The sequence below is a fragment of the Sphingomonas sp. Leaf208 genome, assembly GCF_001421415.1.
In the GTDB taxonomy this organism is placed as follows: domain Bacteria; phylum Pseudomonadota; class Alphaproteobacteria; order Sphingomonadales; family Sphingomonadaceae; genus Sphingomonas.
This window is the reverse complement of record NZ_LMKH01000001.1, coordinates 160,410-186,957: the sequence shown is the minus strand read 5'-3', so window position 1 is coordinate 186,957 and position 26,548 is coordinate 160,410. Positions and strand designations below refer to the sequence as shown.

17 protein-coding genes are annotated in these 26,548 nt (G+C 67.5%); 8 read left to right on the top strand and 9 right to left on the bottom strand.

The genetic code is table 11. The features are described from left to right. Window positions 1-143: 143 nt before the first annotated feature. The 6 genes from ASE69_RS00705 to ASE69_RS00680 all read right to left on the bottom strand — a co-directional run bounded on the left by ASE69_RS00705 (window position 144) and on the right by ASE69_RS00680 (window position 6,449). A complete protein-coding gene (locus ASE69_RS00705; protein ID WP_056481541.1) occupies window positions 144-2,309 on the bottom strand; it encodes a TonB-dependent receptor in 2,166 nt (721 codons plus the stop codon). A 97-nt stretch (window positions 2,310-2,406) separates the two neighbouring features. Continuing rightward, window positions 2,407-3,405 (bottom strand): FecR family protein, encoded by a 999-nt coding sequence (locus tag ASE69_RS00700; protein ID WP_056481539.1) that lies wholly within the window; start codon window positions 3,403-3,405, stop codon window positions 2,407-2,409. 140 nt (window positions 3,406-3,545) lie between these two features. Beyond that, window positions 3,546-4,055 carry an RNA polymerase sigma factor gene (locus ASE69_RS00695; protein WP_082452753.1) on the bottom strand — a complete coding sequence of 170 codons (510 nt, stop codon included), beginning with the start codon at window positions 4,053-4,055 and terminating at the stop codon, window positions 3,546-3,548. A gap of 153 nt (window positions 4,056-4,208) precedes the next feature. Continuing rightward, on the bottom strand, window positions 4,209-4,475 hold the full coding sequence (locus ASE69_RS00690) for a hypothetical protein (RefSeq protein WP_156362078.1): 267 nt from the start codon (window positions 4,473-4,475) through the stop codon (window positions 4,209-4,211). After that, complete coding sequence (locus ASE69_RS00685) at window positions 4,472-5,647, bottom strand: glycosyltransferase (protein ID WP_056481531.1); 1,176 nt, start codon at window positions 5,645-5,647, stop codon at window positions 4,472-4,474. Before ASE69_RS00685 ends, ASE69_RS00690 begins: the two co-directional genes overlap by 4 nt. After that, a complete protein-coding gene (locus tag ASE69_RS00680) occupies window positions 5,634-6,449 on the bottom strand; it encodes a DUF2334 domain-containing protein (protein WP_056481528.1) in 816 nt (271 codons plus the stop codon). Before ASE69_RS00680 ends, ASE69_RS00685 begins: the two co-directional genes overlap by 14 nt. A 227-nt stretch (window positions 6,450-6,676) precedes the next feature. Between ASE69_RS00680 and ASE69_RS00675 the strand changes: the two genes are divergently transcribed. From ASE69_RS00675 to ASE69_RS00655, 5 genes are all read left to right on the top strand, one after another. Further along, window positions 6,677-7,600 (top strand): hypothetical protein, encoded by a 924-nt coding sequence (locus ASE69_RS00675; protein ID WP_056481525.1) that lies wholly within the window; start codon window positions 6,677-6,679, stop codon window positions 7,598-7,600. Continuing rightward, window positions 7,597-8,103, top strand: a complete 507-nt coding sequence (locus ASE69_RS00670) for a DUF2141 domain-containing protein (RefSeq protein ID WP_056481522.1) — start codon at window positions 7,597-7,599, stop codon at window positions 8,101-8,103. Before ASE69_RS00675 ends, ASE69_RS00670 begins: the two co-directional genes overlap by 4 nt. A 184-nt stretch (window positions 8,104-8,287) precedes the next feature. After that, window positions 8,288-9,214, top strand: a complete 927-nt coding sequence (locus ASE69_RS00665; RefSeq protein WP_056481519.1) for an endonuclease/exonuclease/phosphatase family protein — start codon at window positions 8,288-8,290, stop codon at window positions 9,212-9,214. A gap of 80 nt (window positions 9,215-9,294) precedes the next feature. Further along, complete coding sequence (locus ASE69_RS00660) at window positions 9,295-11,277, top strand: beta-N-acetylglucosaminidase domain-containing protein (RefSeq protein ID WP_056482894.1); 1,983 nt, start codon at window positions 9,295-9,297, stop codon at window positions 11,275-11,277. Between the two features lie 57 nt (window positions 11,278-11,334). Beyond that, window positions 11,335-11,658, top strand: a complete 324-nt coding sequence (locus ASE69_RS00655) for a hypothetical protein (protein ID WP_056481516.1) — start codon at window positions 11,335-11,337, stop codon at window positions 11,656-11,658. Here the strand turns inward: ASE69_RS00655 and pbpC are convergent. Next, window positions 11,645-13,747: a penicillin-binding protein 1C gene (gene pbpC / locus ASE69_RS00650; RefSeq protein ID WP_056481513.1), complete on the bottom strand. Its 2,103-nt coding sequence runs from the start codon at window positions 13,745-13,747 to the stop codon at window positions 11,645-11,647. The genes ASE69_RS00655 and pbpC overlap by 14 nt on opposite strands. Next, the gene (locus ASE69_RS00645; protein WP_056481509.1) at window positions 13,744-19,500 is read right to left on the bottom strand and encodes an alpha-2-macroglobulin family protein; all 5,757 of its coding nucleotides are present in this window, start codon (window positions 19,498-19,500) and stop codon (window positions 13,744-13,746) included. Before ASE69_RS00645 ends, pbpC begins: the two co-directional genes overlap by 4 nt. A 163-nt stretch (window positions 19,501-19,663) precedes the next feature. Between ASE69_RS00645 and ASE69_RS00640 the strand changes: the two genes are divergently transcribed. Next, window positions 19,664-21,439, top strand: coding sequence for an EAL domain-containing protein (locus tag ASE69_RS00640; RefSeq protein ID WP_056481506.1), 1,776 nt, complete (start codon window positions 19,664-19,666; stop codon window positions 21,437-21,439). Between the two features lie 26 nt (window positions 21,440-21,465). On the opposite strand, the gene ASE69_RS00635 is transcribed toward ASE69_RS00640, so the two are convergent. Next, entirely contained in the window at window positions 21,466-22,461 is a 996-nt protein-coding gene (locus tag ASE69_RS00635) for an alpha/beta fold hydrolase (RefSeq protein WP_082452751.1), read from the bottom strand. A gap of 110 nt (window positions 22,462-22,571) precedes the next feature. Here ASE69_RS00635 and ASE69_RS00630 point away from each other — a divergent pair, with 110 nt between their 5' ends. Next, window positions 22,572-23,519 carry a LysR family transcriptional regulator gene (locus ASE69_RS00630; protein ID WP_162236819.1) on the top strand — a complete coding sequence of 316 codons (948 nt, stop codon included), beginning with the start codon at window positions 22,572-22,574 and terminating at the stop codon, window positions 23,517-23,519. A gap of 155 nt (window positions 23,520-23,674) precedes the next feature. Then, window positions 23,675-26,485 carry a DUF3857 domain-containing protein gene (locus ASE69_RS00625; protein ID WP_321163555.1) on the top strand — a complete coding sequence of 937 codons (2,811 nt, stop codon included), beginning with the start codon at window positions 23,675-23,677 and terminating at the stop codon, window positions 26,483-26,485. Window positions 26,486-26,548 lie beyond the last annotated feature (63 nt).

The window sequence follows — 26,548 nt, the reverse complement described above, 5'->3', positions numbered from 1 at the left end:
GTATGGAGGGGGAATATTCGAAGGTCATTGCGACGTCCTTTTTTACAAGCAGCGATCTGCTGCGCGAAAAGTTTACGTCGGAATCCGAAATCCAAGCTGCGATTCGGTCGGCAATTGCGGTGGTTGGTCGTGCGTTCGGGACTTTACAGCCCGATCGTGGCGCGCAGGGTTATGGTCCTCGGTCGGATGGGAACGGTCTGCGTGCTCGTGGCCAGCGTGAACGGATTGCCGAAGCCGAAACTGTTGCCGCGGCTGTCGAGCAAGTTGTCGACGGCGATCGACCAGTGCCACGGCCCGCGGTCGATCGTCGCGCCGGCGTCGATCGTCGCGTAGTTCCCCGCCGGGCGATCCAGCAAGGGATCGAAGCTAAGTCGCGTGCGACCGGTATAGCGCGCGACACCGTAAACCGACGCGGGCGAGCCGAACGCGACGAGGGTTCGCGATGCCGTCAGTCGAGACGAGATGTCGGGAACGACCGGCAGGCGCCGATCGTCGCGATCGAGGCCGGTGTTCGACGACGGCGACGTCAGGCGGGCGCGTTGCAGCGTGGTCCCGAAATCGATCGTGATCGGGGACAGGTTCAGGACACCGCCGAGTTCGACGCCGTAGTTTACTGCATTGCCCGCATCGACCGTACCGAGAAGTCCGTCGGGGCCGACCGTATCGCTGCGCAAATGCTGCCACGCCGAACCAAACACCGCGCCGTGCAAGGCCAGCCGATCGCCAGCAGCATGTATGCGCCAGCCGAGTTCAAGGCTCTGAAGTTCGTCGCCAGGAATCCGGAGATTGGTCGGATCGGCGGTTCGGCTGATCCCCGCGGGACGCACGGCGCTGGCATAGCGAAGCCAGACCAGGCCGAGATCGTCGCGATGCCAGCTGAGCGTTCCGCTGGGGGTAATGCCGATACGGTTGGCGCGAACGCGGCCGGGTGCCTGTTGTTCGAGATGGCTCGACGTCGAGAACGCCCGCAGCCCAAGCTTGAAATCGAGCGCGTTCGAGAGGCGCTGCGTACCCTCGGTGAACACGGCGAGGTCCGTGACGTCCTCCTCGTCGCGTCGCGCGTCGATGGTGTCGTCGCCGACCGACGTGAAGCGCCCCTTCAGAAGACTGGTCGAATGCAGGATGGTCGCACCGATGATCCAGGGATGGCGCGCGGTCGGGTCACTCAGCCGGACCTCCTGCGACAGCAGCCGCGCGGAGCGATCCTCGATATACGCGACCGGTGATGCCACGCCGAGCGACGATGCCAGGATGCTCGCATCATAGGTGCTGCCGAACTCCTGGTCGACATAGGCCGTCGTAGCCTGCGCCTCGAGCTTGCCGATCGGCCCCCGCACAGTCAGCGCCCCGGATGTGAAGTCGTTGTCCTGCGGCTCGGCGATCCGCGTGGCGCGCGACAGGCCACTGGTCGCATATTGGCTGTCGCGCGCGTCGATGCGTTGGGCGACCCCGCTCAGGGTCGCCGACCACCCCCCGCCGATCGACCAGCGCAGCGCGGCACGGCCACCGACCCGCCGCGTGCGGTTTACGTCGCGCCGATCGCGCCCGGTATCATCGATCCAGCCGGGCATCGTCTCGGCCCAAGCTGATGTTCGTAGCGCGACCGTGCCGGTGACGATCGGCAGGTTGAGCATCCCCTCGACCGCGCCACCGACCGCACCGTTGTTGATCCCCGTCCCCTCGACCGCGACGCCGCCCGCGAGCCGATCCAGGTCCGGCGCGGCGGTTACGACACGAACGACCCCGCCGAGTGCACCGGTGCCGTAGAGTGTACCCTGCGGTCCGCGCAAGATCTCGATCCGGTCCACATCGACGAGCCGCAGGTCGGGATCGGGCGACGAATAGCCGATCCGCGCATCGTCCAGATACAGGCTTACGAGCGACTGGCTGGTGCCGTTGAATGCGCTGTCGGCAACCCCGCGGAGAAATATCCGGTCACGGCCCGGGCCCAGGTTCGTGGAAAATGCCCCGTCGGTCGTCGCCGTGACGTCCGTCAGTCCACGCCGTCCCGCCAGCCGTCCCAAAGTAGGTGCACCGACGATACTGATCGAGGCGGGAAGATCGGACAGCCGTTCGTCGCGCTTGCTGGCGATGACGACGATATCGCCGGTCACCAGCGCCCCCGCGGCGTCATCGCGCCGCGCCGGCTCGCGCAGTCGTTTTGCCGGAATAGCTTCGATCCGCCATGTGGTCGCATCGACCTGCACCGCGCGCAGCCGGCTGCCGGCCAACATGCGGCGCACGGCCTGCGCTACGTTGGTTGAATGGTCGACCCGCTTGACGACGAGATCCGGCAATCCGCCCGCCATCCCGATCGAGATTCCTGTCTGGCTTGCAAGCGACTCGAGCGCAGACCGTAAAGGTCCCGCAGGGATCGTGATCGAACGCCTGGACGGTGGAGCCGGTTCAGCGTCCGCCGGCGGCACCCAGATGCACGACGCCAGCAACCCGACGAACGCGTATCGGCAACACTGCCTGTAGCTGATCGACGAGCCGCGATCCGTCACCAATCGTCAATACCCCGGAAAAGCGCAGGTTCGCCGCCGAAGGGTCGACGGTCAACGGGCTGTCCGCATACCGCGCGATATCCGCCGCAACCAGTGGCAATGGTGCGCCGTCATAGTCGAGGCGGCCGTCGGTCCAGTCGGACACGCGTGCAGGATCGACCTTCCGCTGTTCGGCAATCCGTTTGTCCGCCGTGATATCCAGGCTCTGGCCTGCGTGCAGCATCGTTGCGTCGGACGGCGTGCCACCGACGGGCGTGACGCTGACCATACCCTCGGCGACGGTGACGGCGACCCGTCCACGCGCGCTCACGACATCGAACGTCGTGCCGAGGTCGCGTACTTCGTATCCGCCCGCTCGCACCATCAGGACGCGCGAAGGATCGTGCCGGACGGTAAAGTTCGCCGCGCCCTGGGCGATCTCGATCACCGGACTGCCGCCGCCACTGACGGACACGCGAGAGCCGCGATCGATCTGCATGCGACTGCCATCGGCAAGCGTCACCGACCGGGTTTCGCTGCGACCCGTTTCATAGGCCTGTGCCGCGTCGTCGCCCGACGGCGCGACCAGCATGAACGCCAACCCCGCGGCAAGCGCTCCACTGGAACCGAGCGCCGCCCACTGCCACCGGCGACCGCGCGATGCTGCAAAGGGTATGACGTCTTGGTCGGCAATGTCCGCATTGTCGTCATTCGCCGGCAGGCGCGCGGCGATCGCCGGCGCGGCAGCGACGAACTCAGCATCGAGACTCGCGACCGAATCATAGGCATTGCGATGGGCCGGGTCGGCCGCCAGCCACTCGCCGAACCGGTCCCAGTCCATATCCGGCGCGTCGAGCCGCGAATGCCACGTCGCAGCGGCTTCGACCGCGCTATCCGTCGCAGCGTGCGTGTCAGTCATGCGTCCCCCTTTCCGACGGATGCCCCCCGCCTGCGTCAGGATCGACGCAACCCGCGCCCATCCGGCAAACCTCTCCCGATGAATATCGGACCGCTTGATAGACGCCGCGGCGCGGATCGAACCGCACCCCTCCCCCTAAATCATTCATCCAACGCCTTTCTCAGATGTCGTAGGGCGACGGCGATGTGTTTTTCGACAGCACTACGCGAAATACCGAGTTCGGCGGCGATGTCGGCATGGGACACGCCGTCGACACGATGTCGGCGGAATACGCGCATCGCTCCCTCGGGGGGGCCGGACAGCGCAGCGGCCAGCCGATCGAACCGCTGGCGGCTGGCGACCGCGTCGAATGCGGAGGGCGCATCGTCGACCGCCTCCACACCGACGATCGACGTCGTCGCGTCGACATAGCCAATGTCGCGACGCTGACGACGGCCATTCGCACGGACACGGTCGAGCACGATGTTCATGCCGACGCGGTGCAGATACGCTAGCGGATTGGCAATCGGTCCCGTTGCCTGTCCCAGCGACGGCTGCGCCGTGTGGAGCCAGATTTCCTGCACGACGTCCTCGGCTTCCGCGACACTGCCCGTCCGCGCCGCAAAGAACCGGACAAGCCGGCCACGGTTGGCAGCGAGTACGGCGGACAGACCTTCGGACTGGCCCGCGGAAGGTATTGTATCGGGGTCGGCTACGGCATTCCTCCGAGGCTCATCGTCGCTGAGAGAGCGTCTTGCTCCTGCCCGTTCGGGATGTCGCCCTGAAAAATAAGACCGTCGGCGTCGGATCAGCGGATCAGCGGATCAGGATGCCGAGTGATTGGGCAGGATCCCGGTACGGCCGAAAAATCGGATCGCCGCGGCGGCAAGGGTTAGGACCGCATAGGCCGGAATGGCAAGGTAGAACAGCGGACAAGTCCAGGCGGAGCGCTGGTGTACGAAGGCATCGATCAGGCGTCCGTCGCCGCGAAAATCGCAGAGCGGCACCGCAGCCTCGGGCGGCTCGACTTCCCAGGCTGGGTCGTGATCCGGAACGTGTATCGGTTGCAGGACGAAATGGGTCGCGGTCATCGACATGATCCTTCTCTCCTCACCAGATTCTCGTTCGCGTACAGTGTCAGCAGCGCGTCAAAGTGATCGTCCATCGTGCGCACCGGCGCCGCCGCCCGTGGCATACGACTGGTGCGGGCGACCGAAAGGATCGCCTCGGACGCCGCCAGCGCGTCGCTGGACCGATACAAGACGCCACCGGATTTGCGCGCGAGGTCGGCGGCGCCGCCGCGATCGGGTGCGATCAGCGGCAGGCCCGACGCGATCGCCTCGGCGGCGACGAAGCAGAAGGTTTCCGCCTCGCATCCGTGGATCAAGGCATCCGCGCTCGCCATCATTCGGGCAAGTGCCGCGCGATCGGTGGTCGGTTCGAGCAGGCGGACGTGCGGATTGCCGTCGATCGCCTCGATCACTGGCCGCTGCCGCGATCCGCCGCCGACGATGACGAGGCCTACCGGCGCCTGTGCCCCCGCCATGGTCGCTGCCTGCGCAATCATCGGCCAGCGCTTTTCCGGTGCGTGGCGTCCAACCCCGATCAACAGCATCGCGTCTATGGGGAGGCCGCATAGCGCCAGCATATCGCGACGCACGGTCATGTCGCGCAGCGCTGGCGAGAACTGTCCGGGTTCGACGCCCATCGGGTCGGTCAGCACCTTTTGCAGGCCACCCTCACGCAACCGGTTGCTGAGGCTGTCGCTTGCGCTGACGACCATGTCGAAGCGCTGGTCGAGCCGGCGCAGATGGCGCCAATACCAGTCGAACGCGCGGTCAATCGTCTGCGTCGAGGCGACGCCGCCGAACCAGCGATAGGCATAGGCCGCCAGCGGGTCGGCATGCGCGATCAGCGCGAGGCGGGCCCGGGCGCCGCGTTCATTCTTCCAGTCCGCGACCATCGACGCACTGCGCCACGGCGAAGAGACTTCGACGAGGTCCGGATCCTCTTCGTCGAGCACGCGGTGTAGCGCCGATCGATCGGAGAAATAGCGGTAGGATCGGTCGAGCGGAAACCGCGGCGAGCGAACCCAGCGTATCCGCGCGTTCGGCCCACGGCGTTCCTCGCCGTCGCGCTCGCCCGGTGCGACGACCACCATCTCATGCCCACGGTCGGCAAAGGCGACGAGCTTGCGGTCGACATAGGTCCGGACCCCGCCGCCGCTGGGCGTGTAGAAGGCGCAGACATCAACGATCTTCATGACGGCCCTCCCCTTCCGACATAGGTGCGCCCGGCAACAGATCGGCGTAGCGGGCAACCGTGCGGCGGCCCGCCAGACACCGGATGGTCCGATCGATACTGGTCATCAGCGACTCCTTCGTGACGTCGCCGGGGTGCACGGCCACGCGCAGCGTCGGCAGCCAGTCCGGGAGCGTGCGCGCGGCGGCGGCGACCGCGAGCGAACTGGCGGTGCGCGCGGGGGATCGGCTCGCCCAGGTGACGACGGGACCGCGCGCGACGACAGCGTCGTTGGCAGGACGCCAGACCCGGAAATGATCCTCCGCGAGCGCGAAATCGCATGCCTTCAGCGCCGAGATCGCGCCCGGGCCGTAGAGCCACGCCGGCGCGATGAAGCCCGCGACGGGTCCGCCGATCGCCTGTTCGACCATGTCGCGTCCGGCGCGCATCCGGTATTCGGCCTCGTCCGCGCTGAGCCCGAGGAACTCGCCCTCCCCTGCGGTCATGTAGCGCGCCTTCATCGTCGCCGCCGTCCCTCGGTGCGCACTGGTGTCGCGGTGGAACCAGCCGTGGAGGAACATCTCGACCCCCGCATCGGCCCATTCCCGCAACCGGCGCGCGAACGCCGGCGTCCGGTCGAGCGGCGCCGCGCCCCAGTGATCGGGGACGACCAGCATCGCGAACCGCGGCCCGCCCAGGATCGCGCCGATCATCTCAGCCAGCCGCTCGATGGGCTCGGCAAACGCCGGCGAGACATCGTGGATCGACACGATGAGGCGCCGGTCCGGTGGCGGCGGGCGCACCGCCTTTGCCAAGGCGGTCATGATGCAGGTCCGGGCAGCTTTGGTACACACATGCCCCGGAGACGGCACCGCGCGATCCGAACCGCAGTCCGCCAGATTATTTTTTCGCGCGGAATTTTTCGGGCTGCGGATGCTGCGATGCGGTGACGTCCAGAGCCCATGACACATCCCGGCACCCCCGCCGTCGCGGCATCGCTGCGTCATGGAAAACTGATCGCCATCCCGATCACCGGACGGCGTGGGGCGGCATGAGCAACGCCCTCAACCCGGTGGCACTGCCCGCCCCCAAGCTTCCGCTGAAGACGATCGGAGTCCGCAAGGGGATCGTCGCACGCGGCCTGACGCCTTTGTTGTCCGCGGCGATCCTGATCGCGGCATTGTGGCAGCTGCGGTATCTCGATGTCCGCGGCGTGATCGCGATGGTGCCGCGCTCGCCGCTGTTCTGGCTGCTTTTCGCCGCCGGCTATCTCGCGCTGCCGGCGAGCGAGTGGGTGATCTACCGCCGCCTGTGGAACTTGCCGCCGCGCGGGTTCCTCGCGCTGTTGCGCAAGCGGATCAGCAACGAGATCATCGCGGGCTATTCGGGCGAGCTATACTTCTACGCATGGGCGCGGCGGCATGCGTCGCTGGTCGGCACTCCGTTCGGCGCGATCAAGGACGTGTCGATCCTGTCCGCCGTCGTCGCCAATGTCTGCACGCTGGCTCTCGCGGCGGGCAGCTGGCAGTCGCTCATCGCGCTGAACCTCGGCACCGATGCCAAGGTGATGATCGTATCGGCCGCGAGCATCGCCTTGCCGTCGGTCGTCGCGCTCGTGATGCGCAAGCGGCTCTTCACGTTGCCCCGCGATGAACTCGGCCGGATCGCGGTCATCCATCTGTTGCGGATCGTCGCGACGACGGTCTTCGCCGCCGCGCTGTGGGCAGTCGCGCTGCCCGCGGCACCGCTCGCCTGGTGGCTGGTGCTGGCGACGTTGCGCCTGCTCGTCTCCCGCCTGCCGCTGTTGCCGAACAAGGACATCGTCTTTGCCGGCCTCGTCGCGTTCACCGTCGGGCAGGCTTCCAACGTCGCCGCGATGCTGACGATGATCGCGGCACTCTGGCTGGTCACGCACCTCCTTCTCGGCGCGGCACTGACCGCGGTCGAGCTTCTCAATCCGGAGCATAACCAATGATCGTCGCGCTCTTGGCCCTCGCCGCAACGCCGATCGCCTCGACCCCTGCGCTGGGGACCGCTGCGGCACAGTGCCGACCGCACGAGCCGGGCCCGGCGATCGTCGTGACCGTCGAAGGGCTGAAGGACCGCGCGGGTAACCTTCGCGCCGAGGTCTATCCCGCGGTCGAGGGCGAGTTCCTGGCCGACGACAATGTGCTGGTGGCGCAGGGCAAGACGTTTCGCCGCGCGGTGATACCGGTTCCGGCATCGGGTCCGGCCCGGCTGTGCCTGCGCGTTCCGGGCGAGGGTGCGTATGCGCTCAGCGTCGTCCATGCCCGCAGCGGCGGTCACGGGTTCAGCCTGCTCCATGACGGTATCGGCTTTGCCGGCAACCCGCGGCTCGGCCATTCCAAACCGAGCGCGGAGGCGGCGCGGGTCGTCGCGCATGCCGGCATCACGCCGACGACGGTGGTGATGAACTACCGAAGCGGGCTGTTCTCGTTCGCGCCGCTAAAGCGCTGACGCGCATATAAATAAGCCCGGGCAGGTGCGGTTCCGGCCGGACCGTGGCGTCTCCCCCGCACATACAGAAATTGGATCGCCAATGGTTTCGCGTCGTCTCGGTCGGTTTGCCCCTTCCCTAGCGCTGTTTGCAGCAGCCACATCGCCCGCAACCGCGAGCGGGGCGCAGTCGACGGTATCGGTCATGACCTACAATGTGCACGGCCTACCCTGGCCGATCGCGGAGGATCGGACGGCATCGCTGTCGGCGATCGCGGCACAGCTGAAGGCGATGCGCTCCGCCGGGCATCAGCCGAGGATCGTCGCGTTGCAGGAGGCGTTCGTGCCCGATGCGAAGGCGATCGGTGCCGCCGCGGGCTATCGCTACATCGCGTTCGGCGCTTCCGCCGACGCCTCCGCGACCGCCGAGACGTCGACCGACCGCAGCTTCGTATCGGCCGGCAGCATGTTCCGCGGCGAACAGGTCGGCAAGCATGTCGACAGCGGGCTCGCGATCTTCTCCGACTATCCGATCCTCGCGGTGCGGCGGATCAGCTATCCCGTCTGCGCCGGCTATGACTGCCTCGCCAACAAGGGGGCGATGGCGGCTATGATCGCGGTGCCCGGACTGGCCGGACCTGTCACGGTGATCGACACGCACCTGAATTCGAACGGCGCCACCGGCGTATCAGAGCCCCGCGCGCTCTACGCGTATAAGCGCCAGATCGACCTGTTGAGCGCGTTCATCGGATCGATGGAACGGCCGCACGAGACGCTGCTGGTAGCGGGCGACTTCAACGTCGGGCAGGATATCGCGCGCCGCGCGTATTTCGCGCAGCACATGTTCGGCGGGGCAATGCCGCTGACGGGCGGCGAGCAGCGGTGCCGGTCGACCCCGACATGCCTGGTGACGCAAGCCGCCGACGTCGCGACCTCGACCGGTCGCGCAAAGGACTGGCTTATGTACCGCGCGTCGGATGCGTCGTCGGTGAAACCAGTCGCCTTCAGCGCGCCGTTCGGCCTTGCTGGCGACAAGACCATGCTGTCCGACCATATCGGCGTGATGGTCAGCTACAGGCTCGACGGGGTCGCCGTTCGGCCGAAGATGGCGGCGATGCTCGCCAGCCGCTGAGGGTTTTCCGTACGGGTTGCGGTCGTCCCGCGGCTACCGTATCCCGGGTTCATAATACCATTATGATACCGGAGACGAGCATGACGCGACAGATTGGCAAGTTCGGCCTCGTGCCCTCGCTGATGGTTGCCGCGAGCTTGGCGGGTCTGGCATCGGAGTCGGCTTCGGCTGGTCCGGTGACGATGCCCGCGCTGTTCCCGACGCCGACCTCGGTCGAGCTCGGGTCGGGGACGATCGCGCTCGGCCGTTCGGTATCGCTGATCGCAGCGCCCGGCGTCGATGCCGACACGATCGCGCTCGTGCGCAGCATCCTCACGGCATCCGGCGTCGAGACGATCACGACCGCCCGACGCCTGCCTTCCGTAATCGACGGAACATATGTCGTACTCGGCGCCGCCACCGCGCCGATCGTCCGCGACGCGCTCGCCCGTAGCCGCGCGGTAGCCGACAGCCATGCGGAGGGTTACACGATCGCGAGCCTTGCTTCGGCATCGGGCGGCGTCGTCACGCTGGCCGGGCACGATGCGGACGGCCTATTCCACGCCGCCCAGACGTTTCGTCAGCTTGCTCGGCGGTCGGCGATCCCGGCCATGGTGATCCAGGATCATCCGGCGATGCCGATCCGCGGCACGATCGAGGGATTTTACGGCGCGCCGTGGTCGATGGCGGACCGCACCAGGCATCTCGACTTCCTCGCCACCGTGAAGGCGAACACCTATGTCTACAGCCCGAAGGACGATCCGTATGCGCGCGATCGCTGGCGGGAGGCGTATCCCGCGGCGACGCTGAAGGCGCTGGGTACGCTCGCGACGACGGCGCGGCGGAACCATGTCGACTTCGTCTACGCGGTCTCGCCGGGACCTTCGGTCTGCTTCTCCGATCCAGCGGACGTGCAGGCACTGGAACGCAAGTTCGACGCGATGCGAGCGATCGGCGTCGGCAGCTTCTACGTCGCGCTGGACGACATCGAATACACCAAGTGGAACTGCGAGAAGGACAAGGCGGCGTTCGGTCCGTCGGGTGCAGAGGCGGCAGGCATCGCGCAGTCGCAATTGCTGAACGTGGTGCAGGCCAACCTTGCGGCCAAGGACCCGTCGGCGCGGGCGCTGATCATGGTACCGACCGAATATTACGACGCGAAGGAAACGCTGTACAAGGCGGCGCTGCGCAAGCATCTCGATCCGCGGATCGTCGTGCAGTGGACCGGTACCGACGTCGTGCCGCCGGCGATCTCGATCCCCGACGCCAAGGCAGCGACCAAGGCGTTCGGTCGCAAGACGCTGTTGTGGGACAATTATCCGGTCAACGATTATGCGCAGACCACCGGCCGGCTGCTGATGGCGCCCTATACGCGGCGCGAGGCGGGGCTGTCGGGCGAACTGACCGGCATCCTGTCGAACCCGATGAACCAGGAGGCCCCGAGCCGCCCGGCGGTCACCGGTGTCGCCGCGTTCGGCTGGAACGACAAGGCGTATGATGCGCAACGGACATGGCATTTCTCCGCGCGGGAACTGGCGGGTGGCGACGAGCGAGCGACCGCCGCGCTGCTGACGTTCTTCGATACGCAGCACATGGCACCGACCTTCGGCAGTCAGCCCTGGCAGGAGCAGGCGCCACGATTGAAGGCGGCGCTGGACGGCGTGCGGGAGGCGCTGGCCGGTGGCGATGCGGCGGCGCGGCGTGAAGCGATCGCGGAGTTGACTACGCGCGCCGATGAGATCGCGAATGCACCCGATATCATCCGGTCCGGCACGGTCGATCCGGGTTTCGCGGCGCAGTCGCGGCCGTGGCTGGACGCGATGCAGCGTTGGGGGCGTGCGCTCCAGTTGACCGCCGCCGGCCTCGACGCGGCCGATCACGGCAGCAGCGCCGCGGGGCGCTATTTCGCCGATGCCAAGCGGTTGGCGGCCGAAGCGGCGGCGATTCAGAGCATTCCTGGTGCAACGCGGTTCGACGGGCCGATCAAGATCGCCGACGGCGTGCTCGACACGTTCGTCGCCGACGCGCCGACGCTGATCGTGTTCGACCGCGCTGGCAACGCTTCCCCCGCCGTCGAGCGGTGACCGATCGATCCGGTAGAAGACGGCGCGACCTTCTCGGGTTTCGATCGTTGCCACCGGATGGAGTCCGAAGACCGTCCTGCCGCCGAAACCCGGTGGCTGAAACTGACCCGCGAGGCCTTGCCGGCGGTGGCGCGTACACGCCGCTGGCCGGTCGCGGCCGATCATTGCTTCCAGCGCATCTTCCTCGATAATGCGTGCGACGGCGTGTGGTATGACCGCATACCGGGCCGCCCCGCCTACGCGTACGCCGACCGCGGGCTGCTGGACCGGGCCATCGCGCTGGCCGAGGCGGCGCTTGCCGATGAAGTGGACCTTGCCGGCCTGAACCGACGTTCGCTTGCCTGGCGGAGAAAGCGAACGGTCCCGCTCAGCGGATCGTGACGATCACCTGGTCGGCGGCGCGACCGGCTGCGTCGACGAGCCGCAATCGGTGCCGGCCCGGAGGCGCGAAGAACAGCAGTTGCTGGGCGGCGGGGCCGAGGTCGCGATTGTCGAGGAAGACGTGGTGCGCGCGGACGTCGCCGGTGGTCTCGATCGCGAGGCGCTGGCGGTCGGCGGGGATGTCGGGATCGATCGCGTAGACGCTGCCCGAGGCGGGGTTGACGATCCGCGCGCGCCGGGCGGTGGCTGGCGCCGCGGCGATCAGCGACTGGCCGGTGCCGCGGAGGAAATACTCGATCCGTGGCTGCTCGATCCCGTCGGCAAACGCGATGCGGCGGCGCTCGACGCCGGCGGGCATGGGGGGGCTGCGTTCGTCGCGTCCGAGCGCCAGCATGACGTCGCGCCACACCGGCGCCGCGCCGCTGGTGCCCGAGACCGCGCGCATCGGGTCACCCTCGACGTTCCCGACCCAGACCGCGACCGTGTAGCGGCGCGAGAAGCCGACGCACCAATTGTCGCGCATGCCCTTTGAAGTGCCCGTCTTCACCGCGGTCCAGAACGGCAAGCGCAGTGCCGAATCGAGGCCGAAGGTGGCGGCGCGTGCGTTGGGGTCGGCCATCATGTCGGCGACGATCCACGCGGCGGCGGGCGTCGTGACCGGGCGTGGCGCACTGCGGGGCGCGTCGGCGGTGAGCCGTAGTGGGGACCATCGTCCGTCATTCGCGAGCGACCGGTACGCGTCGGCCTGTTCGAGCAGCGTCACCTCCGCCGATCCGAGCGCGAGGCTGAAGCCGTAATAATCGCCGTCCTCCACGAGACCGCGATAGCCCGTATCCCACAGCCGATCGCGGAACGGCTCGACCCCGACCAGCAGCAGCGTCCGCACCGCAGGCACGTTGAGCGATCCCGCCAGCGCACTGCGCACCGACACGCGTCCCTTGAACCCGCGATCGTAATTCTGCGGCACGTAAAGCCCCGACGCGGTATCGAGCTGCACCGGCGAATCGTCGAGCACCGACGCCGGGGTCAGGTATCCGCGCTCGATCGCCTGCGCGTAGAGGAACGGTTTCAGCGTCGACCCGGCCTGGCGATAGGCGTTGGCGGCATCGACGGCGGGCGCGGTCGAGGCGCCGCCGATCCCGCCGACATAGGCGAGGACGTCGCCGCTCGCATTGTCGATCACCACCGCGGCCCCGTCTCGCGCGCGCGATCCGCCGAGCCCGAGTAGCTGGCGACGTAGCGCGGCGGCGACCGTGCGCTGGAGCGCGGCATCGAGCGTGGTCGTGATCCGCAGGCCCGGCTTGGTCAGCAGGCGATCGGCGAGATGCGGCGCGAGGCCCGGATCGAGCGCCAGCGTCCGCACCGGGCCGAGCATCGACGCGGCCTCGCTGGCGAACCGCGTACAATCACCCACGCCCCCCAATCGGCAGGCCCGCGCGGCGATGCGGGGAGCGGGCGCCTGGGGATCGGGCAGCAGCGCGGTCAGCAGCAGCGCGTCGTCGCGTGCCATAGCCGCAGGGGTCTTGCCGAACAGCGACAGCGCCGCCGCGCCGATCCCCTGCGCCTCGCCGCGGAACGGTGCGAGGTTCAAGTACGCCTCGAGGATCTGGTCCTTGCTCCAGGTCATCTCCAGCGCTCGGGCCGCGCGCATCTGACGGAGCTTGTCGCGCCAGCCGCGCGCGCCGGGCATCGCCAGCGTCGGCGACAGGAACGCGGCGACCTGCATCGACAGCGTGCTGGCCCCCCTGCCCCGCTCGCCCTTCGCGCGCGACCGGATCGACCCGAGGATCGCCAGCCAGTCGACGCCGCCGTGGCTGCGGAAGCGAGCGTCCTCCGCCGCGACGACGGTGGCAGGAACGACCGATGCGATCTGGTCGAGCGGCACCCATGCCAGCCGTCGCGCGGCGAAATTGACGCGCGCGCTGTCGATCAGGACGCCGTGGCGATCGTACAGCCACGCCTCCGACGGCTTCCACGCAGCGCGAACCTGCGCATAGCCCGGCAGGGGCGGCGGGAACGTCGCCCAGTCGAACCCGACCGCGGCCAGGATCAGCACCAGCAGTCCGGCAAGCGCCGCGCGCTGCTTCATCGATCCGCGACGACCATCGTCTGGTTCGGCACCGCGGCGCGAATTGCAGGCGAATACATCGCCTCGACCCGGCTTGGCGGCATCTGGAACCGGCCGGCACCGTTGAGCCTGAGCGTGTACGTTACGGTAGTGGTCCCCTTGGGCAGCCAGGCAAAATAGGCGCGCCACGTATCGCGGCCACGTTCGACATAGCTCGGGCCGCCGCCCTCCCCATCTGCCGCGCCGCCTTGCTGGAGCAGCTGCGACTGGCCACCGAGGTCGCCGATCACGGTCGCGCCGGCGGGCACCGGATCGCTGATCGCGACCCAGTTGCGCTCGGCGGTCGCCTGGACCGACAGCGTCACGCGGAGCACGTCGCCCGTCGTCAGCCGCCCTGCCGTGCGCGCCTGCACGACATCGACCTTCCGCGTCAGGCGATAGCCGGCGAACAGCGGCTGCCGCAGCGGCACCGCCGCCGAGATCGACACGGTCGCCCACGGCCCCGCTCCGCCGCCTTGCGCCAACCGCAGCGGTCCGGCGGCAGCGAGCGGGAACGATACCGTCCGCGCCGGTTCCGCCAGCGGCCAGCCGCGCGCAACGCTACGCCCTGCGTAAGACAGCATCGTCGTCCCCGTGACCGCCTGCGCCGGATAGACCTGCGCGAACCGCCGCGCGGCGATCGCCCCCCAGGCGTTGGCGGTGGTCGTATCCCAATGCCCGCGCGACTGGCGCAGCGCCGTGCCGACCATCAGGCGCGGCGCATCGTCCTGCCAACCCGGCCGCCCGAGCACCGCCGCGGTCGCCTTGTTCGCCGCCTCGTCCGCCGACGACATCAACCACCACGACGCGTTGGCCGAGTCCGACAGATCGAGCCGGGTGCCCTCGAACACCAGGCGCGTGCGCAACACCGCCTCGGCCTGCGCTTTCGCTTCGGTCGACGCGCCGGGGATCGCCGTCAGCGCGGTGATGTAATCGGCGAGGCTCGCGGTCGGCATCTCCGCGGGCGTCATGCCGATCTGGCCGAGCATCGCCGGGGTGGTCTCGCCCTGCCGCGCGAGCGCCGCCAGAGCCGCGACCTTGGTCAGGCGGACATCGCCATAATCCTCATGTCGCAAGCGCCCGTCGAGCACCGCCTTCATCGCCTCGATCATCCGCGCGCGCTGCACCGGCGGCAGCGACAGGTTCGCCGCGCCCGTCATCGACAGGACATAGGCAGTCAGTGCCTCGGACCCCTGCAGGCTGTCACCGGGGAAGTAGCGCAGCAGGCCGTCGGGCGCCTGATAGGTGGGGATCTCACCCGCCAGCGTCGCCCAGCCCGCCATGTCGCCAAGCACGACGATCCGCGACAGACGCTGCTCGAAACAGTTGAACGGATAGCGACTCATATAGTCGCGGACCCCGGCGAGCGACGGCGCCAGCGTATCGGCAAGGTGTATGTCGACGCTGCCACGACCCGGCAGCGCGCCCATCGGCGGCGCGATCGGGATCATCGTGGCCTCACCGACCTGCGCAAGCGTTGCTGCCCAGATCTCGGTCGGAACCGCCGGGATGACGTCCTGCGTCACGGTCACCTGATCGGTCGCGCGGCCATCGTTGCTGCTAGCCCGCACCGTCCAGCGCAGCGTATCGACTCCGGACGGCGCAGTGAGGTTCCACGCCACCGGTGCCGCACCACCCGCGGGAATATTGACGGTCAGGGGCTTGCCCTGCGCGATCCGCGGGAAGACGTCGACGTTCGCCGTGACCGTCATTGTACGGTCCGATCCGTTGCGCAGCGTGAAGCGCGCGCCGTAGAAATCGCCCGAACGGACTAGCGGCGGCATCCCGGCATAGAGCGACAGATCCTGCGCGGTACGGATGTCGGTGCTGCCGGTACCGAACGCCTGCGCACCGTCGGTGGCGATCGCGACCAGCTTGAACGACGACAGCGCATCCGACAGCGGCACGGACACGCGCGCACGCCCTTGCGCATCGAGCGGGACATGGCCCTTCCACAGGAGCACCGGCTGGAAATTTTCGCGGTTGAGCCCCGAAAGGTCGCCGCCGCCACCGCCGCCACCCGCTTCGAGCGCCTTGCGTCCATAATGCCGTTTGCCGACGACCTGCATCTGCGCGGTCGCGGTCAGGACCGAGAGCGGGCGATCGCCCATCATCGCGTCGAGGATGTTCCAGCTGTCGTTCGGTGCGAGTTGCAGCAACGCCTGATCGACCGCGGCGAACGCGACATCGGCCTCGCGCGCGGGGCTGCCGTCGGGCTTCCGAACCTGGATCGCGACGTTGGCCGTTCCCCGCGGCGCGTAACGCTCGCGGTCAGCCTTGACCGCGACGGCGAGCGTATGCCCCTCCCAGCCAACCTTCACCTTGGCGATGCCGAGGCGGTAGGCGGGCTTGGCGAGATCGACCAGCGCGGTCGGCTCCGCTGCATCCTCGGGCGTGTCCGACAGCCCGAGCGTCCGCGCGATGCGGTGGATCCAGCTCCAGAACCCGCTCTCGACCCGGCCGCGCACGACCAGCACCGAGACATAGACGTCGGGCGCATAGGCCGCGTCCATCGGCACCTCGATCACCGGATCCTTGCCCGACAATTCGGTGACGAAGCTCGACAACACGCCCTCGCGCTCGACGCTGACCAGAGCGGTCGCCGAGCGGAACGGCATCCGTACCTGGAACCGTGCGGTCTCGCCCGACGCATAGGTGAGTTTCTCGGGGACGACATCCATCCGGTCGCCATTGTCGCCGCCGAACCACCAGTCGTCGTTCCCCGCGAGCCATACCGACTTCACCGCACGCGCGACGTTGCCATCGGCGTCGGTGGTGGTGACGACCGCGTAGATCTCGCCCGAGACGCCCGGATCGGCCTTGCACTGCGCGAGCCCCTGCGCATCGGTCGTCGCGCTGCACGAAGCCGACAGCTTGGTCGTCCGCATCCGGTTGTCGTACGCGTAGAACCCGCCGATCAGCCGACGACGCGCAGTCAGAATCTGGCGGCTGTAGAGCGCGACAGACAGCTTCTGCCCCTTGATCGGCTTGCCGTCGGTATCGAGCGCGACGAAGCGCAGGCGCAGATCATCCGCGCGCATCATCCAGCCATCGGTGGCGACGCCGAGCTGCACACCCGAGGCGTAGATCGGGATCGATTTCGAGGCGGTCAGCGTCTCGCCATTGGCATCGCGGTAATCCATCTCGATTTGCATATCGGTCGTGCCGGGGAGGGTCTGCGGCATGTCGACCGTCATCCGCCGCGTACCGTCGCTGCCGATCGTCGCGGGCAGCATCTGGGTCGGCGGCAACGGCGTCTTCGCGTCCTCGCCCTCGCCGTCGAGCGGCTTGACACCTTCAGTGATCGGTTCGCCGCCGAAGCGGAACTTGTCGTAGCCGACAGGCGTCGCACTGTGGGCGAACCAGCCGATGCGGACGTCGACCGGCAAGCCGGGGGCACCGCCGCCCGAGAGATAGCCGGCAAACAGATCGAGCTGGGCGGTGCGTGGTTTGACGAGCGCGGTCTTCGGCCCGGTCACGCTCGCGCGCATCGTCGGCAGGCGGTATTCGTCGACCTTGAACGACTGCGCGGATTCGGTGGTGGTGTCGCCGACGACAAAGACGAGGTCGTAATCCCCCATCGGTGCGCCCTTCGGAGCGGTCCAGACGGTTTCGCCGGTGCCGTTCGCGCCGATCGTCACGGGCATCTCGAACTGCGTGTCGGAGCCGCGATGCGAAAGCCGCAGCGTGCCGGTAAAGCCCGGCGCCAACGAGAAGCCGCGCGCGTCGGGGCGGCGCAGGATGTGCTTCATGTGGATCGTCTCGCCCTGACGGACCAACGCGCGATCGAACACAGTGTGGATGATGTTGGTCGCCGCCAAATAGCCATAGGACAGGTCGAAATCGAACGGCCGAATGCCCTCGCCCCAGTCGGTCAGCGTGAAGCTGAAATCGTCGCCAGTACGCGCCGAGATCATCAGCGGGTGCGGCCCACCCTCGCCCTTGCAACTGCCATAGGTCTCGGGTTCGGGGAGCCCGCGCGCCACCATCAGCCCGCCGCTCTTGTCGGTCGCGCCGCGCGCAAGCGGCTTGCCGGTGCAGCTGTCGCTGACCTGCACCACCGCATTCGCCACCGGCTTGCCGGTCGACAGTCGCGTGACCCAGGCGAGCGAGCGATCGCGCCCCCATTCGAAATGTACGGCGAGATCGGTGACCAGCGCGGCGCTCGCGACATAGCGCGGCACGTCGCGACCGAGCAGCGCACGCCCCAGCGTCGGGCTGGCGAGTTCGACGACGTAGAAACCAGGCTTACCGAGCGGCAATCCAACAACCTCGAAGTCCTTGCCCTTGCCCGGCAGATCAAGCTTGAACGGATCGCCCGCCCCGCCACTCGCCCCGCCGCCCCCGCTCCCGAACAGCAGCGGCTTCTCGCCGGTATGGTTGATCTGGAGCGGCTCGGCACCCTTGCGCTCGATCGTCTGGTAGTCGGTCTTCCCAGCCTCCTCGACGCGGCGCAGCCACGCGGCGATCTCGCCATCGGTGCCGCCCACGCGCAGCCGCTGGCCACCGATGCCCGCGGTCTGCCCTTGCAGCGACGGCTCGACGTTGCGCACGGTGACGGGCAGCACGCCGCCCTGTTTCGCTTCGAGGATGCCGAAATCGGCTGCGAACTTCACGAGCGGCGGGGCATCGTCGAACTTCACCTCGAGCGGGAAACGTTCGCGGTTGGCGAGGATGCGGCCGCTTTCGTCCTTTAGGTCGGCGGGGATCGCCACCGTCCCGCGCGTCGCGGCCGGCAAGGGCGCGGCGAACGTGACCTGCTCGATCGTCGCGCGGGTCTTCTCCTCGTCGCTGAACACAGGCGCGATCGACTTGCCGTCGGCGAGCGTCAGGCGGACCTGCGTCGCCGCGCTCATCGGCACGGGCGCGGAAAACCGCAGATACGCCTTCTCGACCGGGCTGCATCCCGCCGCGGTGTTGACGCGCGAGCATTCGAACCGCGCGGTGAAGGGCTTGCGGACGGTGAAGTCGAACCGCTGGTCGGCGCCGGCAAGCTTGCCCCCCGCACTGGCGGTGTTCGCGCCCCACACCAGCGCCATGTCGCGGCCGGGCGGCAGGGGGCGACGGCATTTCAGCGCGGTAATGCCGGCAAGTGCACGCTGGCGCGACGCGGCATCGGCGGGGACCGTCTTGGGCAGCCCGGCGCTTTCGAGGAAACTGGTGACCGAGTAGTTGCTTCCCAACCCGGCGAGCAGCTTGCCCGGCAAGTCGGGCGCGAGCACGTCGACAGCGATCTTCTCGCCGATCCCGTCGACCGCGCAATAGGCGTTGGCCGCGATCGATTCACGGGTCGCAAGCATGTTCGCGGCGACCAGGAACACCTGGTCCTCCTCGATATCGCCTTCGCCGGGCAGCACCGCGCGGGCGATCGGACCGCCGGCATCGACGGTGAAGCTCTCCGCATCGACGCCGTAGCCGGCCACGCTCTTCAGCCCTTCGCGCGTCGCAAGGGTGCAGCGCGTTCCGCCGGGCAAGGGCTGCGCGAAGTCCCAGACATAGGTCTGCTGATCGACCCAGCGCCCTTCGCCCGACACCACGCACTCGACCTTCAACGGCGAGGCGGCGCGCGGATCGCCGAGCGGGACGATCGCGTCGCTGAACCGCACGGTAAAGCGCGTGATCGCGCCGTCCGAGACGTTGGGCGTGGCAAGCGTGACGTGCGGCGTATCGCCTCCGAACGCGGCAACCGGCGCGACGACGATCGCTAGCGCCGCCCACAGTCTCGCAAATCGCATGCCCGCTCTCCCCGCCAACAGAATAGGGGGCGGACGGCGCTAGTCCAGACTTAACCGGGCCGCGCACGATTAGCGCTAGATAAACCTAGGTTTCATTTATCTAGTCTGACATGGATTAAACCATTAAGGTTTTGATTATAGAGGGGAACGTGAAAGGAATCGTGTGCGCGACCATCACGAAGAGGCTCGGCTGGACGCCCTGTACCAGCTGAAGTTGCTCGATACCCCGGCCAGCGAGGGCTTCGATCGGATAACCCGGATGGCCAGCCAGATCTTCGGATTGCCGGTGGCTGCGGTGTCATTGACGGATCGCGACCGGCAATGGTTCAAGTCGCGCGTCGGCGTCGAGCATCGCAGCATCCCGCGCGACAAGGCCCCATGCGCGCAGGTCGCCGAGACGACCCAGCCGCTCGTCATCGAGGATTTCCAGGCCGACGCGTGTTACGCCGACAGCGTGCTTGGCCGTGCCGGAACGCGCTTCTATGCGGGTGCACCTTTGGTGACCAGCGATGGCTACGGCCTCGGATCGCTTTGCGTATTGGGGACCGAACCGCGCAAGGCGACCGAGGCCGAGCTTGCCGCGCTGGTCGATCTGGCGGCGATGGTGATGGCGCAGATCGAGCTGCAGCACGCCTTCGGACGGATTGATCCGGTCACCGGCATGCCGACCCGGAACCAGTTCCGCGACGACCTGATGGATCTGGAGCGGGACCATCCGGGCGAGCACCGGTTCGCGGTGGTGGTCGACATGGCGCGCGAAGATCAGATCAGCCGGATCGTGCGTGCGTTGGGTGTTGCCCGCGTCGACGATTTCATCCGAGAAGCGTCGCAGGCGCTGCGCGTGGCGCTGGGGCCCGGGCGGGTCGCCTATCAGGTTGGTAGCGCGCAGTTCGCGTTCATCTCGCCGCCGGATGTCGAGGAGCTGGCTTACGTTTCGCTGCTCCGGTCGAGCTTCGAAACGATGCATGCCACGTCGTCGGTACGCTTCGTCACGAACGTCGCGATCGGCGTCCGGTCGTTCGTGATCGGCAGCGTTTCGGCCGACGACGTGCTGAGGGGGGCGGCCAGCGCTGCACAGGACGCACGCAACGCCGATGGCGCGATCGCGCTGCATTCGCCCGCCAACGACATCGCCCACCGCCGCCAATACGGCCTGTTGCAGGATTTCGGTGCGGCACTCGAAGCCGGCGACCAGTTGCGACTGGTGTACCAGCCAAGGATCGAGCTCGCGACGGGACGGTGCCTGGGCGCGGAGGCGTTGCTGCGCTGGCGACACCCTCGACTTGGCGAGGTATCGCCCGCCGAGTTCATCCCGATCATCGAGGAGACGTCGCTGGCGCGTGCGACGACGCAGTGGGTGATCGATGCGGCGATGGATCAGATGGCGGCTTGGAATTGTGCCGGGATCTCGCCGGTCCTGTCGGTCAACATCTCCGCCGCCAATCTCGGCGAGGCCGACCTGATCGACCGAATCCAGCTGGCCTTGTCCAAGCGCGATCTGCGGCCCGAGCGGCTGGAGATCGAGCTGACCGAAAGCGCCATCATGGACCAGCCCGACCAAGCGCTGGCGATGCTGCGCGAACTGGCGGAAGCGGGCATTTGCCTTGCGATTGACGATTTCGGGACGGGACACAGCAGCCTCGCCTATCTCCAGCGCCTGCCCGCGCGGATCGTGAAGATCGACCAGGCTTTCATGCGCAACCTCACCGAACCGGCCGGGCCCGATTTCGTCCTCGTCGAGACGATGATCGGGCTGGCACACAAGCTCGGCTACCGTGTGGTGGCCGAGGGGATCGAGACCAAAGAGGCCGCCGCCATCCTGACGCAGCTCGGTTGCGAGGAGGCGCAAGGGTTCTGGTTCGCGCGCCCGATGGAAGCCGCGCCGTTCGCAATCTGGCTTGCGGCGCGCGAGACGGCGGCCGAGCCCGAACGCGGCTGACTTTGCAGCCCCGCCCGGGGATCGTCTCAGGTCCTCCGTGCGAGGAAGTCGCGCATCAACGCCGCGATCTCGGCATGGTGCGTTTCCAGCGCGAAGTGGCCGGTGTCGAGAAGGTGGACCTCCGCGTCCGGGACATCGCGGCGATACGCGGTGGCGCCGGCTGGCAGGAACGCGGGGTCATGCCGGCCCCAGACTGCCAGCAAGGCCGGACGATGTTTGCGCAGATACGCCTGGAAGGCGGGATAGAGTGCGACGTTGGTCCGGTAGTCGAGGATCAGGTCGAGCTGGATCTCGTCCGCACCCGGTCGCGCCATATAGGCGATGTCGAGCTCATAGCCGTCGGGTGATAGCCGGACCGGATCGGCACCAGTGCCGTATTGCCAGTTCCGGATCGTGTCGGGCGCGAGCGAAGACCGGCAGGCTTCGCGGTTGCTTGCGCTCGGATCGCGCCAATACGCCTCCCACGGTCCCCATTGGTCGCTGAAGCCCTCGACGTACGCGTTGCCGTTCTGCGAGACGATCGCCGAGACGCGTTCGGGATGGCGCATCGCGAGACGCAGACCGACGGGTGCGCCATAATCGAAGATGTAGAGCGCGTACCGCGTCAGGCCGAGTGCCTCGACGAAACCGCCGACCACGGTCGCCAAGGCATCGAACGTATAGGCGAATGTCCCGCGCGGCGGCGCCTTGGTCTGGCCGAACCCGGGCAGGTCCGGCGCGATGACCCGAAACCGGTCGGCCAGTTGCGGGATCAGGTCGCGGAACATGTGACTCGCCGTCGGGAACCCATGGAGAAGCAGGATGACCGGCGCGTCAACCGGCCCGGCCTCTCGGTAGAACAGGTCGACGTCGCCGACTTTCTGCCTGCGATACCGGACGGATGCTGCCGCCGCATTCTTCGGTGACGTGGCGACGCGCGACGCGTCCGCGACGGTCGAGCGCGCCGCCGCCAGGACTGCAGGACCCGTGGCCAAGGCAGACATGACACCTCGGCGGGTCGGCGTAGTCAGGTTCGTTCTCATGGCGTTGTCCTTTGTTGCACACTCCAGATAATCGTTTCACCAAGGATCATAATGCTTGCATGCCGGTCGGCTCAGTTGCAGGTTTCGCAACGATGGACCGGCTTGATGCGATGAAATTGTTTGTGGCCTCGGTCGATGAAGGATCGCTCGCCGCCGCCGGGCGTCGGCATGGTCGGTCTGCGGCCAGCGTGACGCGCGCCATCGCGTTGCTGGAGGGCATTGCCGGCGAAGCGCTACTGCTCCGGTCGACGCGTCGGCTGCACCTGACCTCGGCGGGGGAACGGCACGTGGAAGTATGGCGCGACGTGTTGCTGCGGCTCGGCGACATCGCGCCCGTCCCGTCTGAAGGCCCGATGCGTGGCAGTTTCGTCCTGACCGCCCCGGAGCTCTTCGGACGGCTGAAGGTGATGCCGGTGCTCGAAGCGTTCCTGCGCCGCGAGCCGTCGACTAGTGCGCGCGTGTTGCTGGTAAACCGCCTCGTCGATCTCGTCGGCGAAGGCGTGGACATGGCGGTTCGGCTGGCACCACTGCCGGACTCGACGATGACTGCGACCAAGCTTGGCGACGTTCGGACGCTCGTCTGCGCCTCGCCCGACTATATCGCGCGGTGCGGCATACCGGCGACGCCGCAGGATCTGGGTCGGTTCGATTGCGTCGGGTTGAACGTCGAAGGCGATGGCGAACTATGGTCGTTCGGATCGGAGACCGAGCGCGCCCGCGTCCGATCGATCCGGGTTCGGACCCGCCTGAGCCTGAACAATGCGGGCGCGGGTATCGATGCGGCGGTTCGCGGCCTCGGGCTGGTGCGCACGCGGGGATATCAGGTGGCGGAAGATCTGGCGACAGGCCGCCTCGTCACTGTCCTGACAGCATTCGAGCCGCCACCGCAGCCGGCGCACCTCGTGTTCCATCCGGACCGGGGAAGCCGAGGCGTCGTTCGCGCGTTCATCGACCATGCCGTGCCGGCACTGCGGGACGAGTTTCGGCGGATCACGGCAATGTTGGACGCGATCGGCGAACCGACGCCGCCCAAGAGCGATCACTTGCCCGCGGAATAGAGAGCTGGCGGATCGATCCCGTCTCCCGAGATGCGGAAAGAGTTGACTTACAGTGATGGCGATTTGCGCATGTCGATCATCGATCTTCGATTTCTCTGGGCTTGCGGACGAATTTGCCGATATCGTTATCGCGGGGACTATCGGGGGGCCGAATTGTGCGAAGTATAGTGGTTGCGGCGGTGTCGCTGGGGTGCATGGCGACGTCTGCGGCGCAGGCCGGCGACCTTCCCTTGTATCAGCCCGCGCCCGGCTGGGTCATTCCGGCCGTGCTGCCGGACGCGGCGAAGACGGGCGCAGATACGCCGGCGCTGGTGATCTTCGATACGCAGCAACGGATCGAGGACGGGCGGCTGTGGTCCTACATCGATGTCGCGTCTCACATCACGTCGCCAGAGATGCTGGCGCAGGCGACGTCGCTCGCCTTGCCCTGGGCGCCGGACAAGGGCGACATCATCGTCCACGAACTAGCGATCTGGCGCGGGAGCCAGCGTATCGACTTGCTGGCGAACGGTCAGAAGTTCACGGTCCTGCGACGCGAACAGGCGCTCGAACAGCGCGAATTGACGGGTATCCTGACGGCGACGCTGGCGGTCGAAGGTCTTCAGGTCGGCGACATCCTGCGGCTGAGGGCGTCGACGACATCGAAAGACGCCGCGTTGGGCGGGCGCGTGCAGAACGTCGTTCCGATGATCGCCCTGCCCGCTCGGGTTGCCTTCGCCCGCGCACGCATATCGTGGCCGACCGCGACGCCACCGCGCTGGAAGCTGGAAGCCGACGGCGTCAAGGCCGTGCCGATCCGCGACGGGCAATACACCGTGCTCGACCTAGCCCTGCCCGCGCCAAAGCCGGTCGAGATGCCGCAGGATGCGCCAAGTCGGTTCCGGCATCCGCCGATGATCGAATTCGCCACGTTCGCCGACTGGGCGGACGTCTCGAAGACCTTCGAACCGCTATATGGCCCGGAAGCCAACGCCATCGCGCCCGGCTCCCCGCTGAGGACCGAGGTCGACGCGATCATGAAGGCGGATGCGACGCCGATCGGCAGGGCCGAACGCGCGCTGGAACTCGTCCAGGACAAGATCCGCTATCTTGCCGTCGGGATGGACGGCGGGAACTATGTTCCGCAGAAACCCGCGCGGACGTGGGAGGTTCGCTACGGCGACTGCAAGGCGAAGACCGTGCTGTTGCTGTCGATGCTGCGGGCGATGGGTATCGATGCCGAGCCGATCCTCGCCGCCGTTGGATCGGGAGACTTCGTGGCCGAGAGGCTGCCGAGCGCGGCGGCGTTTAACCACGTCTTCGTGAAGGCGACGATCGGCGGCCAGACCCTGTGGCTCGATGGGACGGGCGCCGGTTCGAGGCTTGCGGATATCCACGACACACCCGACGTCGGCTATGTCCTGCCGATCCGCGCCGACGGTGCCGCGTTGCTCAGAATCGCGACGCACGCAAATGCGCGTCCGGTGATCGACCTGATCGTCGAGGCGGACGAAACCGCCAGCGTCGACCTGCCAAGCGCGTTCGAGGCGACGGCGATCGTCCACGGGCGACCGGCGGCGATGCTGACGATGGCCAAGACTCAATTGGGCGAGAAGGAGCAGCGTCAGGCCGTCGGGCAGTTCCTGCAGGGGTTTCTGGGCGAGGGGCAATTCGTCGATACGTCGATCACGTCCGATCCGATCACCGGTGCGGTCACGCTGAAGGCACGCGGCGCGACGAGCACGATCTGGACGACCGACGACCGTCGCCGCAAGCGCGCGGTCGATAGGCTGATCGATCAGGTCAACTTCGATCCCGACCGCAGCAAGGCGACCTGGGCGTCCGTTCCCGTTCTGGTCAACCAACCCGACGGTATGCGCTATCGCTTGCGGTTGCGCCTCCCCGACGGTGGCCGGGCGTTCGCACTAGAGGGAGAACCCGATCTCAAGGCGAACATCGCCGGGTATGACATCGTTCGCAGCGCCAGCCTTGCGAACGGGACGTTCACGCTCGACGAGCGGATCGACACGGTCGGCGGCGAGATCGCGGTTGCCCGCATTCCGGCGGAGCGCGATGCCCTGACGTCCGCGAAGGCCCGCGCGCCACGTATCGTCGCCTCGGCCGACACGCGGCGTCGCTGGGACATCAACGCCAGCGACCCGCCCGGTGCCACGCAACTGAGGGCGATCGAGGCGATCTTTGCGAAGTCGATCGCCGACGATCCCGACGAAGCCAGCGGCTATACCAGCCGCGCATCACTCAGAAGCGGCGTGGGGGATCGCCGCGGTGCCGTCGCCGACCTGACGCACGCAATCGCGATCACCCCGACGATCGATCTCTATCTCCAACGCTCGACGGAGTCGCACGAGCTGGGCGACATGGCAGCGGCGCTCAAGGACGCGGAAGCAGCGCGTGCCCTGGATCCTTCGTCGCAACAGGCGATCGGCCAGCTCAGCGACCTGAAGGCCGAAGGTGGCGACATGCCCGGCGCGCTGGCGCTGCTCGATCAGCGCATTGCGCTGGGCGGCAGCATGCGCAACGCGTTTCGCGAAGCCAAGGCCGGCCTGCTCGGAGAATATGGCGACGTCACCGCAGCACTCGTGCTGTTCGACAGCCTGATCGCGGACAAGCCGGGTTCGCCGTCGCTGATGAACGCACGATGCTGGGCCAAGGGAACGCGCATGGTCATGATCGACAGCGCGTTAAAAGACTGTACGGGGGCGATCGAGTTGAGCACCGACACGAGTGGTCCGCTCGATAGCCGGGCGATGGTCTGGTATCGGCTCGGAAAGTACGAGCAGGCGCTGGCCGATCTCGACGCGGTGTTGGCGTCGACACCCAATCAGGCGGAAAGCCATTTCATGCGCGGAATCGTGTTGGCGAAATCGGACCGGCGACCCGAAGCGACGAAGGAATTCGCGATTGCACGGCGGCTTCTACCGAGCGTCGACAGGCGGTATGCGCGCTACGGCATCAAGGCGGACTGATCATTGGTATCGGGTAGCCCTTCACGGGGCGCTCGGCCTATTGATTGGCGGTGACGGTGAATG

What these genes read in the sequence shown, in the direction of transcription:
- ASE69_RS00705 (WP_056481541.1), bottom strand. Translation starts at nt 2,309, where the DNA reads ATGGCGGGCGGATTGCCGGATCTCGTCGTCAAGCGGGTCGACCATTCA.
- ASE69_RS00700 (WP_056481539.1), bottom strand. Translation starts at nt 3,405, where the DNA reads ATGACTGACACGCACGCTGCGACGGATAGCGCGGTCGAAGCCGCTGCG.
- ASE69_RS00690 (WP_156362078.1), bottom strand. Translation starts at nt 4,475, where the DNA reads ATGACCGCGACCCATTTCGTCCTGCAACCGATACACGTTCCGGATCAC.
- ASE69_RS00685 (WP_056481531.1), bottom strand. Translation starts at nt 5,647, where the DNA reads ATGAAGATCGTTGATGTCTGCGCCTTCTACACGCCCAGCGGCGGCGGG.
- ASE69_RS00680 (WP_056481528.1), bottom strand. Translation starts at nt 6,449, where the DNA reads ATGACCGCCTTGGCAAAGGCGGTGCGCCCGCCGCCACCGGACCGGCGC.
- ASE69_RS00675 (WP_056481525.1), top strand. Translation starts at nt 6,677, where the DNA reads ATGAGCAACGCCCTCAACCCGGTGGCACTGCCCGCCCCCAAGCTTCCG.
- ASE69_RS00670 (WP_056481522.1), top strand. Translation starts at nt 7,597, where the DNA reads ATGATCGTCGCGCTCTTGGCCCTCGCCGCAACGCCGATCGCCTCGACC.
- ASE69_RS00665 (WP_056481519.1), top strand. Translation starts at nt 8,288, where the DNA reads ATGACCTACAATGTGCACGGCCTACCCTGGCCGATCGCGGAGGATCGG.
- ASE69_RS00660 (WP_056482894.1), top strand. Translation starts at nt 9,295, where the DNA reads ATGACGCGACAGATTGGCAAGTTCGGCCTCGTGCCCTCGCTGATGGTT.
- ASE69_RS00655 (WP_056481516.1), top strand. Translation starts at nt 11,335, where the DNA reads ATGGAGTCCGAAGACCGTCCTGCCGCCGAAACCCGGTGGCTGAAACTG.
- pbpC (WP_056481513.1), bottom strand. Translation starts at nt 13,747, where the DNA reads ATGAAGCAGCGCGCGGCGCTTGCCGGACTGCTGGTGCTGATCCTGGCC.
- ASE69_RS00645 (WP_056481509.1), bottom strand. Translation starts at nt 19,500, where the DNA reads ATGCGATTTGCGAGACTGTGGGCGGCGCTAGCGATCGTCGTCGCGCCG.
- ASE69_RS00635 (WP_082452751.1), bottom strand. Translation starts at nt 22,461, where the DNA reads ATGAGAACGAACCTGACTACGCCGACCCGCCGAGGTGTCATGTCTGCC.
- ASE69_RS00630 (WP_162236819.1), top strand. Translation starts at nt 22,572, where the DNA reads ATGAAATTGTTTGTGGCCTCGGTCGATGAAGGATCGCTCGCCGCCGCC.